Raw genomic sequence first — 13,454 nt, forward strand, 5'->3', positions numbered from 1 at the left:
GGGTGGGGTGGGGGAGAAAAAAGCCGGGTTTTCGTTACCGATAGACCCGGCCTTTGTTACGAGATATTGAAACGGTAACAACCTGTGGAACCTGTGTGTGGGCAGGTTGTCACCGATGCCTTGGCGTCAAGGGCCACTGGTCACGCCGGATTTGCGTCGTGGAATGCCCAGACGCTGGCGGCGCTCCCATAGGCATTTGCGGCTGATGCCCAGCTTGCGAGCCAGTTCGGTCTCGGTCATGTGGTCCTGATGCTCGAGGACGAAATGCTGGAAGTAGTCCTCCAGCGACAGATCCTCGGTAGGCTCGTGGCTGTTGCCACTGCTTTGCACGCCAGCGGCAGCCAGACTGAAGTCCTCGTCATCCAGATCGTCCAGCTCGATGTCGATGCCCAGCAGGTCGGCGGAAATATCCGAGCCCTCGCAGAGAATCACCGCGCGCTCGATGGCGTTCTCCAGCTCACGCACGTTACCCGGCCAGGGGTAATGACGGATCGCCTGCTCGGCGTCGTGGGCGAAGCGCAGCGGCTCGCGCCCCATGCGCGTGTACTGGCGCACCAGGAAGGCCTGGGCGATCTCGATCACGTCGCTGCCTCGCTCACGCAATGCCGGCAGCTTGAGTGCGATGACGTGCAGGCGGTAATAGAGGTCTTCACGGAATTGGCCGGTCTTGGCCAGGGTCTTCAGGTCGCGGTGAGTCGCGGCGATCAGGCGCACATCCACCTTTTGCGATTGCACCGAGCCAACCCGACGAATTTCGCCTTCCTGCAGCACACGCAGCAGGCGCGCCTGGGCCTCCAGCGGCAATTCGCCAATTTCGTCGAGGAACAGCGTGCCACCGTCGGCGGCTTCCACCAGGCCGGCACGCCCGGCGCTGGCGCCGGTGAATGCGCCCTTTTCGTGGCCGAACAGTTCGGACTCGATCAGGGTTTCCGGAATGGCGGCGCAGTTCACCGAAATCAGCGGTGCCTTGGCGCGCTTGGACAGGTTGTGCAGGGCACGTGCGACCAGTTCCTTGCCGGTACCGGACTCGCCCTGTACCAGTACATTGGAGTCGGTGGGGGCGACCTTGCGAATCTTGCTGTAGAGCTCTTGCATGGCTGCGCAGGAGCCGATGATGCCGATTTCGCCATTGGCGTTGTCTACCGCCTTCTCGGCAGTTGCACCCCGTGTGCTGCTGGTCGCGGCTGGCGCTGCTGGTGCGCTCTTGGCTTCCTGGCGGTCGCGCAGAATACGGGCGACCGCCTGCAGCATCTCGTCGTGATCGAAGGGCTTGGCGATGTAATCGACGGCACCCATCTTCATCGAGTCCACCGCCGAACGCAGGCTGGCATAACTGGTCATGATCAGCACCGGTGTGCCTTCGGCCAGTTTGATCAGTTCGGTGCCAGGCGCGCCAGGCAGGCGCAGGTCGCTGACGATCAGGTCGAAGGTGGGGATGCTGTAGCGCTCCTGGGCTTCCTGTACCGAGCCAGCTTCGCTGACTTGGTACTGATTGCGTTCGAGCAGGCGGCGCAAGGCAGAGCGGATAATGGTTTCGTCTTCGACGATAAGAATATGTGGCATCAATTCGGTCTCTCGACGGTCACGGAGGTGCTGCTGGCACCTTCTGTCGCTGTTTACATCGCTACGGACGTCGCCTCGACATGCCTTGGCAGGGTGACCCGAATTCGAGTGCCCAATTGGCGCTCGGGGTCAGCCGGGCTGTCGATTGTTATCTGTCCATAATGCTCTTCCACGATCGAATAGACCAGTGCGAGGCCCAGACCGGTCCCTTCTCCGGGGTCCTTGGTAGTGAAGAAAGGTTCGAACAAACGGTCGATGATCGCCTTGGGAATGCCGCTGCCTTCGTCCTCGACGATCAGATCGACGGTGTGCTCGCTGGCTTCGCTGCGTACACGGATGGCGCCGCCGGGTGGCGAGGCGTCACGGGCGTTGGACAGCAGGTTGATCAGAACCTGGGCCAGGCGCTGCGGGTCGCCGCAGGCCCAGTGCTGCGGGTCGCAGAGGTTGTAGAACTGGATCTCGAAGTTGCGCTTGTTCAGCGACAGCAGGCCGATGGCGTCCTGCGCCACGTCGGCCAGGCACACCGGCTCGTCGCTGCGCTGATGACTACCGGAGTGAGCGAAGCTCATCAGCGACTGGACGATGCGTGATACGCGCTTGGTCTGCTCGAGAATCTGCCCGCTGATTTCGGTCAGCTCGGCGTCGGTCTCACGTTCCTCGCGCAGGTTCTGCGCCAGGCAGGCGATGCCGGTGATGGGGTTGCCGATCTCGTGGGCGACGCCGGCGGCGAGGCGACCGATGCTGGCCAGGCGCTCGGAGTGCACCAGTTTGTCTTCGAGCATCTGGGTTTCGGTCTGGTCTTCGACCAGCAGCACCAGGCCACTGTTGCCGGGTGCCAGTGGCTCGTTGATGGCGGCCTTGTGCAGATTGAGCCAGCGAATCTGACCATCGAGCGCCAGATGCTGTTTGTGCAGATGCTGGTCGGGGCGTTCGATGAAGTCCTGCAACAGGCTCTGCCAAGGTTCGCTCAGGGTGCTCATACGCGAGCCGACGACACGCTGCGCAGGAATGTCGGTGAGCTCCTCCATGGCCCGGTTCCACATCAGGATCTCCTGATCCTTGGCCAGCGAGCACACCCCCATGGGCAGCTCCTGCAGGGTCTGGCGATGGTAGCGGCGCAGTGCATCGAGTTCGGCAGCCAGGCCGGTGAGACGCGACTGGTAGTCTTCCAGGCGGCTTTCGATGAAGTGGATGTCTTCGGTGACGTAGCCTTCGCTGCCGGATTTGTAGGGCAGGAAGGTCTCCACGATGTCCTGCGCCACGCTCGGCCCCATCAGGCCCGACAGGTTGGCCTCGATACGGTCGCGCAGACGGCGCAACGCATAAGGGCGGCTTTCGTCGAAGGGCAGATGCAGATCGCGCAGGGCTTGCTCCACCTCGCGCTGCGCGGTCTTGGCGCCAAGCGGCTTGGCCAGTTGTGCGGCAAAGTCCTGCGGCGACACGGCGACCAGTTCGCGGCGCTGCGGGCGGCGTACGTTATCCACTGCGCAGGCTTCGGCGGCGCTCTTCTCCTCGGGGCTGGCCTCGGTGAACAGCGATACCAGGGTGAATGCCAGCACGTTGGCGGCGAGCGAGGCGATGGCCGCGAGGTGCCAGCTGGCATCGTCGAGTACGTAGATGACGTCGAACAGCGGCAGGTAGAAGCCTTCCAGGTTGCCCAGCAGCGGCAACAGCATGGTCAGTGCCCATACGCTGATGCCGGCCAGCAGGCCGGCGAGGAAACCGCGGCGATTGGCCGTCTGCCAATACAGCACCGAGAGCACGCCGGGGAGGAACTGCAGGGTGGCGACGAAGGCGACGATACCCAGGTTGGCCAGGTCCTGTTGGGCGCCGAGCAGCAGGTAGAAGCCGTAGCCGGCCATGATGATGAAGGCGATCAGCGCGCGGCGTGTCCACTTCAGCCAGCGATAGATGTTGCCTTCGGCTGGTGGCTGGTACAGCGGCAGCACCAGGTGGTTCAGTGCCATGCCCGACAGCGCCAGGGTCGAGACGATGATCAGGCCGCTGGAAGCCGATAGCCCGCCGACATAGGCCAGCAGTGCCAGGGCTTCACTGTTGACCGCAATCCCCAGCCCCAGGGTGAAGTATTCCGGGTTGGTGGTCGCGCCGAGCTTGAGGCCGGCCCAGAGAATCAGCGGCACCGCCAGACTCATCAGCAGCAGGAGCAGCGGCAAGCCCCAGCTGGCGCTGACCATGGCGCGCGGGTTGAGGTTCTCGGTGAAGGTCATGTGGTACATGTGCGGCATGACGATGGCCGAGGCGAAGAACACCAGCAACAGGGTGCGCCACGGCCCTTCCTGCAGGGGCGTGTGCAGCGTCGACAGTGCCACCTGGTTCTGCACCAGCCACAGTTCCAGTTCGCGCGGCCCACCGAATACCTGATACAGCGCGTACCAGCCGATGACGCCCAGGGCGATCAGCTTGACCAGCGACTCGAAGGCGATGGCGAATACCAGGCCTTCGTGCTTCTCGCGCGTGGCGATATGGCGTGCGCCGAACAGGATGGTGAAGAGGATGATCAGGCCACAGTAGCTCAGCGCGACCTTTTCCTGCAGTGGCTCGCGGCTGAGGATGCCGATGGAATCGGCCACCGCCTGGATCTGCAGGGCCAGCAGTGGCAGCACGCCGATCAACATGAACAGCGTGGTCAGTGCGCCGGCCCAGGTGCTGCGAAAGCGGAAGGCGAACAGGTCGGCCAGTGATGACAGCTGGTAGGTGCGGGTGATGCGCAGGATGGGGTAGAGCAACACCGGCGCCAGCAGGAACGCCCCAGAGACCCCGAGGTAACTGGCGAGGAAGCCATAACCGTACTGATAGGCCAGGCCCACCGTGCCGTAGAAAGCCCAGGCGCTGGCGTAGACGCCCAGTGACAGGGTGTAGGTCAGCGGGTGGCGGATGATCCAGCGGGGGATAAGGCCGTGTTCACTGACCCAGGCGACACCGAACAGCACCAGCAGATAGCCGGCGCTGATCAGGATCAGTTCGCTCAGGCTAAAGCTCGTCAGCATCGCGTTGGCTCTGAAGAATGAAGGTGACGACGATCAGGATCAGCCACAGCAGATAAGGCCGATACCAGGCGCCATTGGGGTCAATCCACCAGTCCATGATGGCCGGTGAAAACAGGTAGATCCCCACTACCAGGATCAGAACCAGTCGGTAGATATACATGTGGCATCTCGTCGAAAGATGCCGCGATGGTAAAGGAAGCTGCGCGCTTCAAGCCACAAACTTGAGGCTTATATGGGGCGCCATGCGCACCGAGGCCATACAGCGCGTAGCCCGGATGAAATCCGGGGGATGCCTGCGCCATCGTTCCCGCTTCGCATCCGGGCTGCGGTTACTTCAATTGTGCTTCGGCCAGGGTGCGGCTGCGTGGGATGCGCGTGGCGTCCCAGTGGGCGACGCCCCAGGTCAGCAGCTCGTGGGGGCTGGCGCCCTGCAGTTCGGCCGTGGGGCGCTGGCCCAGCGCACGCAGGGCGCGTAGCAGCAATGGGCTGGCCTGGTCCGCAGGCAGCGGCGGCGAGCGATAACTCTTGCCCAGCTTGTGGCCATCGGGCTGGATGATCAGCGGTACGTGCAGGTAACGCGGTTGCGACAGCCCGAGCAGCTCCTGCAGATAGAGCTGGCGCGGCGTGGAGTCGAGCAGGTCGGCGCCGCGCACCACATCGGTAACACCCTGCCAGGCATCGTCCAGCACCACGGCGAGCTGATAGGCGAACAGCCCGTCGCGCCGGCGAATCACGAAGTCACCGACTTCACGGCCAAGGTGCTGGCGAAACTCGCCCTGCACCCGGTCGATGAAGTGATAGTCCAGCTCCGGCACGCGCAGGCGGATGGCCGCGTCGTGGTCAGGGTGGCAGGCATTGCGGCAAAACCCCGGATAGATGCCGGCGTAGCCTTCGAGCTGCTTGCGTGAACAGATACAGGCGTAGGCCAGGCCCTGGCTAAACAGCCGGGCGATCACCGCGGCGTATTCGGCGTGACGCTCGCTCTGGCGCACCAGTGCGCCGTCCCACTCGAAGCCGTAGGTCTCCAGCGTGCGCAGGATAGCGTCCTGGGCGCCAGGTACTTCCCGTGGCGGGTCGAGGTCCTCCATGCGCAGCAGCCAGCGGCCGCCAACGGCGCGGGCATCGAGGTAGGAGGCGAGAGCTGCGACCAGCGAACCGAAGTGCAGATAGCCGCTGGGCGTGGGGGCGAAGCGCCCGATATAGGCAGTGTTCATGGAGCGAGGGCCAGAAACAGAGCGGGGCGCCTAAGCGCCCCGTCGTCAGATCAGGAACCGATCTGCTTTTCCTTGATTTCCGCCAGCGTCTTGCAGTCGATGCACAGCGTGGCGGTCGGGCGGGCTTCGAGGCGGCGGATGCCGATCTCGACGCCACAGGAGTCGCACCAGCCGTAATCGTTGTCTTCGATCAGCTGCAGGGTCTCGTCGATCTTCTTGATCAGCTTGCGCTCGCGGTCACGGGCACGCAGCTCCAGGCTGAACTCTTCTTCCTGGCTGGCACGGTCGGCCGGATCGGGGAAGTTGGCCGCTTCGTCCTGCATGTGGTGCACGGTACGGTCGACTTCCTGCATCAGCTCCAGCTTCCACTTATTGAGGATGCTGGTGAAGTGAGCGCGCATCGGCTCGCTCATGTATTCCTCGCCCTTCTTCTCTTGATAGGGTTCGAAACCACGAATCAGCTGGCTGGTGCTTTTGGCTTTTTCTTTTGTGGGCATGGATGACGCCTCTCACTCTTTCTAATCCACCGCGCAGGTTATTCCATTGCCAGGCGTTTGTCCGGCCCTGCGACTGCAAGCGGGCGAACTTACCAGATCGAATCGGGGCGCGCTACTCCCGGTTGTCTCTGCCTGGTTCGGGGTGTGAACGAAATCTGCAAGGGACTGGCTAGCAAGCGTAGCGCTGCTTTGGCGCCCTTGCCGTGGCCTCGAGCTGCCCTGCTAGAATCCGCGCCTCGCAACCCCGAAGGCAGACCCATGGCTCAGCTCTACAGTGCGCGCAGTCGCGCCATCGAACCCTTCCACGTGATGGCCTTGCTGGCGCGTGCCAACGAGCTGCAGGCCGCCGGCCACGATGTGATCCACCTGGAGATCGGCGAGCCGGACTTCACCACTGCCGAGCCGATCATCCGCGCCGGCCAGGCCGCATTGGCCGCCGGGCATACCCGTTACACCGCGGCCCGCGGCCTGCCGCAGCTGCGCGAAGCCATCGCCGGCTTCTACGCCGAGCGTTATCGCCTGAGCATCGATCCGCAGCGCATCCTGGTCACGCCGGGCGGCTCCGGCGCCCTGTTGCTGGCCGCCAGCCTGCTGGTCGATCCGGGCAAGCACTGGCTGCTGGCCGACCCGGGCTATCCGTGCAATCGCCACTTTCTGCGCCTGGTCGAAGGCGCCGCGCAACTGGTGCCGGTCGGCCCGGAGGTGCGTTACCAGCTCACCCCGCAGTTGCTGGAGCGGCACTGGGATTCTGGCAGTGTCGGCGCTCTGGTTGCCTCGCCGGCCAACCCGACCGGCACGCTGCTACACAAGGATGAGCTGGCCGCGCTGTCGACCTGCCTCAAGCAACGCGGCGGCCATCTGGTGGTGGACGAGATCTACCACGGCCTGACCTACGGCTGCGATGCGCCGAGCGTGCTGGAGGTGGATGACGACGCCTTCGTGCTCAATAGTTTCTCCAAATATTTCGGCATGACCGGCTGGCGCCTGGGCTGGCTGGTCGCACCCGAAGCGGCCGTGCCGGAGCTGGAGAAGCTGGCGCAGAACCTCTATATCAGCGCGCCGAGCATGGCCCAGCATGCTGCGCTGGCCTGCTTCGAGCCGGCCACGCTGGCGATCCTCGAAGAGCGCCGTCATGAATTCCAGCGCCGCCGCGATTATCTGCTGCCGGCATTGCGTGAACTGGGCTTCGGTATCGCGGTGGAGCCGGAAGGTGCCTTCTATCTATATGCAGACATCAGCGCCTTTGGCGGCGACGCCTTCGCTTTCTGCCGCCACTTCATCGAAACCGAGCACGTGGCATTCACGCCGGGCCTGGATTTCGGCCGTTACCAGGCCGGGCACCATGTGCGCTTTGCCTACACGCAGAACGTCGAGCGCCTGGAACAGGCGGTCGAGCGCATCGCCCGTGGCCTGAAGAGCTGGCAGCCCGATGCGCTTTGATCCGCCGCTGGAGCAGGGGCGCCTGTTGCGCCGCTACAAGCGTTTTCTCGCCGATATCGAGACCGCCCAGGGCGAGCAGATGACCATCCACTGCGCCAACACCGGCTCGATGCTCAATTGCATGAGCGAAGGGTGCCGCGTCTGGTTCAGCCGCAGCAACGATCCCAAGCGCAAGCTGCCGGGCAGCTGGGAAATCAGCGAGACGCCACAAGGGCGGCTGGCCTGCATCAACACCGCGCGGGCCAATGCCCTGGTGGAAGAGGCTTTGCGTGCCGGACTGATCGCTGAGCTGGCCGGCTTCACCGCGCTCAAGCGCGAAGTGCCCTACGGCGTGGAGAACAGTCGCGCCGACTTTCGCCTGGATTACCCGGACGGGCCGGCCTTCGTGGAGGTCAAGAGCGTGACGCTGGGGTTCGCTGATAGCGACGTGGCGGCCTTTCCCGATGCGGTGACTCAGCGCGGCGCCAAGCATCTGCGCGAGTTGGCGGCGTTGGCCCGTGCCGGGGTACGCACGGTGCAACTGTACTGCGTGAACCTTTCTGGCATCCGCGCCGTGCGCGCCGCCGAGGAAATCGACCCGGCCTACGCAGCAGGCCTGCGCGATGCCAAGGCCGCGGGTGTGGAGGTGCTGGCCTATGGCGCCGAGCTCAGCCCCGAAGGGATCGCTCTGGTTCGCCGCCTTGAGGTACTGACGTAGGGTGTGCTGCGCACACCGGCTTCTGTTTCGGTAGTGCGCTGGGCGCCATGTTGACGTAGCCCGGATGCAATCCGGGAATCCAGTTCTCGCCCATCCCCGGATTGCATCCGGGCTACCTGGCGGCAGCGCCTTCGATCCAAATCCCGTGCGTGTCTTCCCTACATTCCAGTGCCTGCAGCGCCTGCCCCTCGCAGGGGCCTGCCACGCATTCGCCGCTCTCGATCAGAAACAGCGCGCCGTGGGTCGCGCAGCGGATCAGGCTGCCGCTGTCATCGAGAAAATCGTCTGGTCGCCACTCCAGGGCAATACCGCGATGTGGGCAGCGGTTGATATAGGCGTGCACCTGACCGTCCCTGCGTACCGCAAGCAGGTTCAACTGATCGATCACAAAGCCCCGGCTCTGACCTTCGGCCAGATCCTGTGGGGCACACAAGCGAATCATCGCGGTTTCCCGTTAGCGTAAACGGTCGCGTAGCTGCGACCTCGGATGACCTTCCTCCGGCGGAAGAAGGTGGCGCATGGCGCCGCAAGACGGGCGGATTATCCCGCAAGAGGGAGGAGGGCGCATCCATGCGCCAATTGGAACTCAGAACTGCCAGGAGGCAGACACGCGCAACGAGCGACCTGGCTCACTGTAGTAGTCGACGGGTTGCGGGCTGGCGCGGCCGCCCGCGCTGGGCACGTTGAGGGCATTCCAATACTTCTTGTCGAACAGGTTGAACAGCCCCGCCTGCAGCCGGACGCCATCCAGCGCTGCCGGTTGCCAGTAAGCAGTGAGGTCGACCACGCCGTAGCCGGGTGCCTTGAAGTCGCTGTCGTTCTCGACCTTGTCGCGGCGGCGCGCGGCGCTCAGCATCAGGTCCGCGCCATGGTGCTGCTGGGTATAGCTGAGGCCGAGGGTGCCGGTCAGCGGGGCGACAGAGTTCAAGTGCTGTTTGGTTTCACGGTCCTTGCCCACGGCCCAGGCGACCGAGCTCCAGGCTTGCCAGGAGGGGGCGAACTGCCAGTGCGCGGTGCCCTCAGCACCATAGATGCGCACCTTGTCGCGGTTCTCCATCACCTCGAAGAAGGTCGGGAACTCCCCAGCCTGGAAACCGTAGTCCGCTTCATTGGCAGTGATGCTGTCGATGAAGTTCTTGTAGCGGTTATCGAACAGGCTGACGGAACCCCCCAGGCGGCTGTCACCCAGGCGCGCGCCAACTTCGTAGCCGGTGCTCTTTTCGGGCTTGAGGTTGGGATTGCCCACCCGCGCGTAACCCATGCCGGAGTTGGTGAAGGTGCTGTACAGCTCGTTGACGTCCGGTGCCTTGAAGCCCTGCGCCCACTGCGCATAGAGAGTGGCCAGCTCATGCGCCTGCCAGGTCAGCAGCAGGCTGCCGGCCCAATTGGAGTCCTTGTTCTCGCTGAGCATCACGCTGTCACCGGCCAGTACGTAGCCGCTGGTGCCGCTCTTGGGCTTGTATTGGTAATGGTCGTAACGCACGCCTGGCGTCAGGGTCAGCGTGTCGCTAAGGGCGATGTCGTCCTTCAGGTAGATGCCATACAAGGTGCCCGGCGTTTTCGGCATCTCGGCCTGATTGGTGTGCAGGTTGACGCAGGCGAAGTAGATGCCGGCAGGCGTGCTGTCCGGGCGCGGCGGGAAAGGTGGCACCAGCACGCTGGGGCAGGCATCGTAGCCGCCGCTGTACTGCTCGGCCTCGATGCGGCTCCACTCGGCGCCCAGGGTCAGATTGTGCTGCCCGAGCTGTTTGCCCAGGCTGCTGTTGATGCCGTACTGGGTTTTCTCGATCTCGTTGTTGCGGCCGAAGGGGCCCGCCAACGTCCCGGCGCGGGTCGCATCCACCTCGTCCTCGCGATGGAGCTTCTGCCAGTAGACGATGGTGTCGGCCCAGTCGAGCAGGCTGCCGGCGTTATCGGCGCGGTACTGGTGATCGAAGGACAGGCGCTTGCGCTCGTTGTTCTCGCGGGTGTCGTAGTGCCGAGGGTAGTTGGCGGTGCCCTGGTTGATGCGGCTGTCCATGTCCTCGGTGCGTTCGAACAGTTCGGCGGTCACGCCGATGCGATGACCATCGGCGAGTTTCTGCTGAACCTTGAACAACAGGCTGTGCTGATCGGTATCGCTGGGGTTGGCTTCGGTGCGCCGCGTGCCCAGCAGATTCTGGTTGCCCTGGTTGTCGAGCTCGTGACCCTTGCGTCCACCGGCCTGGAGCAACCAGGCGGTGTCGTTGAAGCGGCCGGCCAGCGCGGCATTGAGGCCCCAGCTGCGGTCAGCGCTGTCGTAGTCGTTCTTGAGCAGGCCGGCGAATGCGTCCTTGTCGCCCAGCAGATCATCAGGGTTCAGCGTGCGCAGTTGCAGGGCGCCGCCAAGGGCGCCGGAGCCGACCTGGCTGGAGTTGGCGCCGCGCACCACGTCGATGGCGGACAGGCTGTTGAAGTCGATGCTGTCCAGGCCGCCATTCACCTCGCGTACGGCGTCGTTCAGCCAGGGCATGCGAATGCCATCGATGGTGGTCAGCACGCGGTCGCGATCCAGGCCGCGGATATTGATGCTGTTGTTGCTGCGGTTGAAGTTCACCCCGGGTTCGGCGCGTCGCGACAGATCATCGAAGCTGCGGATCTGGCGACGCTCCAGCGTCTGGGCGTCGGTCCGGGTCGTGGTCGGCAGCGGTTGCGTGGCTGCCGGAGCAGTGATTTCGACTGCGGGGAGCTCGGCTGGCGCATCAGCCAGGGCCAGGGAAGGGCACAGCAACAGCAGCGCGAGCCAGGGACGGCGAGCGTAGGGCGGGCGAACGAGCATGGTGATACTCCAGTGCATGCTTGGCAGTTCTGCGACTGCCTGGTTGGCGACGGCGCAAGACGTTAACCAGATTATCTACTTGATGCAAATAATTCTCAGGTAGATTATCGTTCTCTCAAGTTGCACTGTCTGTCGGTACGCGTTCGTGTCGCCGGCGGTGGTGGTAAGCACCCGTGAGAGAGGAATATCCCGATGAGTACCGCAAACATTGCCGCCGCACCGGCGGCCGATCTTTACCAGGCATGGCAAGCGCTGCGTCATGCGCAGCCGCGTCTGCGTGCCCGCGAGGCGGCAGCGCAACTGGCTGTCAGCGAAGCTGAGCTGACTGCCAGCCGCCTGGGCATCGATGCGCAGCGCCTGCGCTCGGACTGGGCCGAGCTGTTGCCGGCGCTCGGCGGTCTCGGCCAGGTGATGGTGCTGACGCGCAACGAGCATTGCGTCCATGAGCGCAAAGGGGTGTACCGCGAGGTCAGTGTCTCCGCTTCCGGGCAGATGGGCCTGGTGGTTTCCGCCGATATCGACCTGCGCCTGTTTCTTGGTGGCTGGGCCAGCGTGTTCGCGGTTGCCGAGCAGACCGCCAAGGGCACCCAGCGCAGCATTCAGGTGTTCGACCAGCAGGGCGTTGCCGTACACAAGGTCTACCTCACCGAGCGCAGCGAGCTGGGCGCCTGGCAGCCGCTGGTCGAGCGCTTTGCCGGCGAGCAGAGTGCCGAGTTGCAGCTACTGCCAGCGCCGGCCGCACCGGCGCGCAAGGCTGACGCCGAGATCGACAGTCAGGCGCTGCGTGAGGGCTGGTCGGCGCTACAGGACACCCATCATTTCTTCGCCCTGCTCAAGAAGCATCAGGTCGCGCGTACCCAGGCGCTGCGCCTGGCGGGCGAGCAATGGGCGCAGCCGTTGGCGATCTCCGAGCTGACGGTGCTGATGGAGCAGGCCGCCACGCGTGAAGTGCCGATCATGGTGTTCGTCGGCAACCGCCACTGCATCCAGATCCACACCGGTCCGGTGAACAACCTGCGCTGGATGGACAGCTGGTTCAACGTGCTCGATCCCGACTTCAACCTGCACCTGCAGACCCGTGGTGTGGTCGAGCTGTGGCGCGTGCGCAAACCCAGCATCGACGGTGTGATCACCAGCCTGGAGGCCTTCGGTGCCGACGGCGAACTGGTGGTCCAGTTGTTCGGTGCGCGCAAGCCCGGTATGGCCGAGCGCGATGACTGGCGTGAGTTGGCCGAGTCGCTGCCGGTTCTGGCCTGATCCGAGGGTGCCGGCTATCCATGACGGATGGCCGGTCGATGTCACGTTCGAGGAGTCGAGGCCATGCGTCTTGCGAATATTCTGGGTGGCCTGGCGGCCGTCCTGCTGTTTCCCAATCTGGTCCTGGCTGCCGAGCCATTGCCACAGCGCTGGGTGAGTTCCGGTGGTGCGCTGAGCGAGTGGGTGGTGCTGCTGGGCGGCGAGAGCAAGCTGGTGGGAGTCGATACCACCAGTCGCCATCCTGCCTCGCTGACCAAGCTGCCCAGCGTCGGCTATCAGCGCCAGTTGGCCGCCGAGGGCATTCTTGCCCTGCGTCCGGACCTGCTACTCGGCAGCGAGGAAATGGGCCCGCCGCCGGTGCTCGAGCAACTGGCGGCGGCCGGTGTGCGTATCGAGCGCCTGACTGCACGAGCCGAACTGGACAGCCTGCAGGCCAATTTGCAGCGTCTAGGCCACCTGCTCGGTGATGAGGCGGCAGCGCAGCGTGTCTTCGCCGACTACCGGGCACGCTTGCAGATTCAGCAGCAGTGGGTCGAGCAGGCCCAGCACAGCCAGGAGGCGCCCGGTGTGTTGTTGCTGCTCGGGCATGCCGGCGGCAGCCCGCTGGTGGGCGGCGTCGATACGGCGGCGGACTGGCTGATCCGTCGCGCCGGCGGGCGTAATCTGGCCAGTCATGATGGTTACAAGGCGCTGTCCAGCGAATCGCTGCTGGCGCTCGATCCGCAGGTCGTGGTGGTTGCCGACCGCGCTCTGGAGGGCGATGCCGCGAGGCAGGCCTTGCTGCAGCAGAACCCGGCGCTGGCCGGCACCCGGGCGGCACGTGAGGGGCGCTTGCTGACGCTCGACCCGACCTTGCTGGTTGGCGGTCTTGGGCCGCGTGTGCCGGATGGGCTGGCGATGCTCTCCGCAGGCTTTTATCCTGCCAGCCAACCCCTGACTGCCGAAGCCAAGCGCGAGCCATGACCTCACCTTTTTCGACGC

The 13,454-nt window shown here is 64.4% G+C and carries 11 protein-coding genes; 4 read left to right on the forward strand and 7 right to left on the reverse strand.

From position 1 onward, the window contains the following. Positions 1–126 precede the first annotated feature (126 nt). The 5 genes from ACN8M7_RS17030 to dksA form a co-directional block, all read right to left on the reverse strand. Positions 127–1,563: a sigma-54-dependent transcriptional regulator gene (locus ACN8M7_RS17030; protein WP_061241020.1), complete on the reverse strand. Its 1,437-nt coding sequence runs from the start codon at positions 1,561–1,563 to the stop codon at positions 127–129. Between the two features lie 53 nt (positions 1,564–1,616). After that, on the reverse strand, positions 1,617–4,571 hold the full coding sequence (locus ACN8M7_RS17035) for a sensor histidine kinase (RefSeq protein WP_490261538.1): 2,955 nt from the start codon (positions 4,569–4,571) through the stop codon (positions 1,617–1,619). After that, positions 4,555–4,731: a hypothetical protein gene (locus ACN8M7_RS17040; RefSeq protein ID WP_003244646.1), complete on the reverse strand. Its 177-nt coding sequence runs from the start codon at positions 4,729–4,731 to the stop codon at positions 4,555–4,557. The genes ACN8M7_RS17035 and ACN8M7_RS17040 overlap by 17 nt, the downstream gene beginning before the upstream one ends. Before the next feature lie 169 nt (positions 4,732–4,900). Continuing rightward, a complete protein-coding gene (gene gluQRS, locus ACN8M7_RS17045) occupies positions 4,901–5,785 on the reverse strand; it encodes a tRNA glutamyl-Q(34) synthetase GluQRS (RefSeq protein WP_490261539.1) in 885 nt (294 codons plus the stop codon). A 50-nt stretch (positions 5,786–5,835) separates the two neighbouring features. Next, entirely contained in the window at positions 5,836–6,282 is a 447-nt protein-coding gene (gene dksA / locus ACN8M7_RS17050; RefSeq protein ID WP_017675309.1) for an RNA polymerase-binding protein DksA, read from the reverse strand. A gap of 258 nt (positions 6,283–6,540) precedes the next feature. On the opposite strand from dksA, the gene ACN8M7_RS17055 reads away from it, so the two are divergent. Further along, positions 6,541–7,722, forward strand: coding sequence for a pyridoxal phosphate-dependent aminotransferase (locus ACN8M7_RS17055; protein ID WP_490261540.1), 1,182 nt, complete (start codon positions 6,541–6,543; stop codon positions 7,720–7,722). Continuing rightward, the gene (gene sfsA / locus ACN8M7_RS17060; protein ID WP_490261541.1) at positions 7,712–8,419 is read left to right on the forward strand and encodes a DNA/RNA nuclease SfsA; all 708 of its coding nucleotides are present in this window, start codon (positions 7,712–7,714) and stop codon (positions 8,417–8,419) included. The genes ACN8M7_RS17055 and sfsA overlap by 11 nt, the downstream gene beginning before the upstream one ends. 112 nt (positions 8,420–8,531) lie before the next feature. Here sfsA and ACN8M7_RS17065 read toward each other — a convergent pair whose 3' ends face one another. Together ACN8M7_RS17065 and ACN8M7_RS17070 are read right to left on the reverse strand one after the other, a co-directional pair. Then, positions 8,532–8,861, reverse strand: a complete 330-nt coding sequence (locus ACN8M7_RS17065) for a Rieske (2Fe-2S) protein (RefSeq protein WP_490261542.1) — start codon at positions 8,859–8,861, stop codon at positions 8,532–8,534. A gap of 144 nt (positions 8,862–9,005) precedes the next feature. Further along, a complete protein-coding gene (locus ACN8M7_RS17070) occupies positions 9,006–11,216 on the reverse strand; it encodes a TonB-dependent hemoglobin/transferrin/lactoferrin family receptor (protein WP_490261543.1) in 2,211 nt (736 codons plus the stop codon). 192 nt (positions 11,217–11,408) lie between these two features. Here ACN8M7_RS17070 and ACN8M7_RS17075 point away from each other — a divergent pair, with 192 nt between their 5' ends. Together ACN8M7_RS17075 and ACN8M7_RS17080 are read left to right on the forward strand one after the other, a co-directional pair. Then, positions 11,409–12,473, forward strand: a complete 1,065-nt coding sequence (locus ACN8M7_RS17075) for a hemin-degrading factor (RefSeq protein WP_490261544.1) — start codon at positions 11,409–11,411, stop codon at positions 12,471–12,473. Positions 12,474–12,536: 63 nt separating this feature from the next. Beyond that, the gene (locus ACN8M7_RS17080; RefSeq protein ID WP_490261545.1) at positions 12,537–13,436 is read left to right on the forward strand and encodes a heme/hemin ABC transporter substrate-binding protein; all 900 of its coding nucleotides are present in this window, start codon (positions 12,537–12,539) and stop codon (positions 13,434–13,436) included. Positions 13,437–13,454 lie beyond the last annotated feature (18 nt).

Origin of the sequence: Pseudomonas spartinae, from assembly GCF_965197125.1 — a bacterium.
GTDB lineage: Bacteria > Pseudomonadota > Gammaproteobacteria > Pseudomonadales > Pseudomonadaceae > Aquipseudomonas > Aquipseudomonas composti_A.

Coding starts and splice junctions, on each gene's coding strand:
- ACN8M7_RS17030 (WP_061241020.1), bottom strand. CDS start 1,563: ATGCCACATATTCTTATCGTCGAAGACGAAACCATTATCCGCTCTGCC.
- ACN8M7_RS17035 (WP_490261538.1), bottom strand. CDS start 4,571: ATGCTGACGAGCTTTAGCCTGAGCGAACTGATCCTGATCAGCGCCGGC.
- ACN8M7_RS17040 (WP_003244646.1), bottom strand. CDS start 4,731: ATGTATATCTACCGACTGGTTCTGATCCTGGTAGTGGGGATCTACCTG.
- gluQRS (WP_490261539.1), bottom strand. CDS start 5,785: ATGAACACTGCCTATATCGGGCGCTTCGCCCCCACGCCCAGCGGCTAT.
- dksA (WP_017675309.1), bottom strand. CDS start 6,282: ATGCCCACAAAAGAAAAAGCCAAAAGCACCAGCCAGCTGATTCGTGGT.
- ACN8M7_RS17055 (WP_490261540.1), top strand. CDS start 6,541: ATGGCTCAGCTCTACAGTGCGCGCAGTCGCGCCATCGAACCCTTCCAC.
- sfsA (WP_490261541.1), top strand. CDS start 7,712: ATGCGCTTTGATCCGCCGCTGGAGCAGGGGCGCCTGTTGCGCCGCTAC.
- ACN8M7_RS17065 (WP_490261542.1), bottom strand. CDS start 8,861: ATGATTCGCTTGTGTGCCCCACAGGATCTGGCCGAAGGTCAGAGCCGG.
- ACN8M7_RS17070 (WP_490261543.1), bottom strand. CDS start 11,216: ATGCTCGTTCGCCCGCCCTACGCTCGCCGTCCCTGGCTCGCGCTGCTG.
- ACN8M7_RS17075 (WP_490261544.1), top strand. CDS start 11,409: ATGAGTACCGCAAACATTGCCGCCGCACCGGCGGCCGATCTTTACCAG.
- ACN8M7_RS17080 (WP_490261545.1), top strand. CDS start 12,537: ATGCGTCTTGCGAATATTCTGGGTGGCCTGGCGGCCGTCCTGCTGTTT.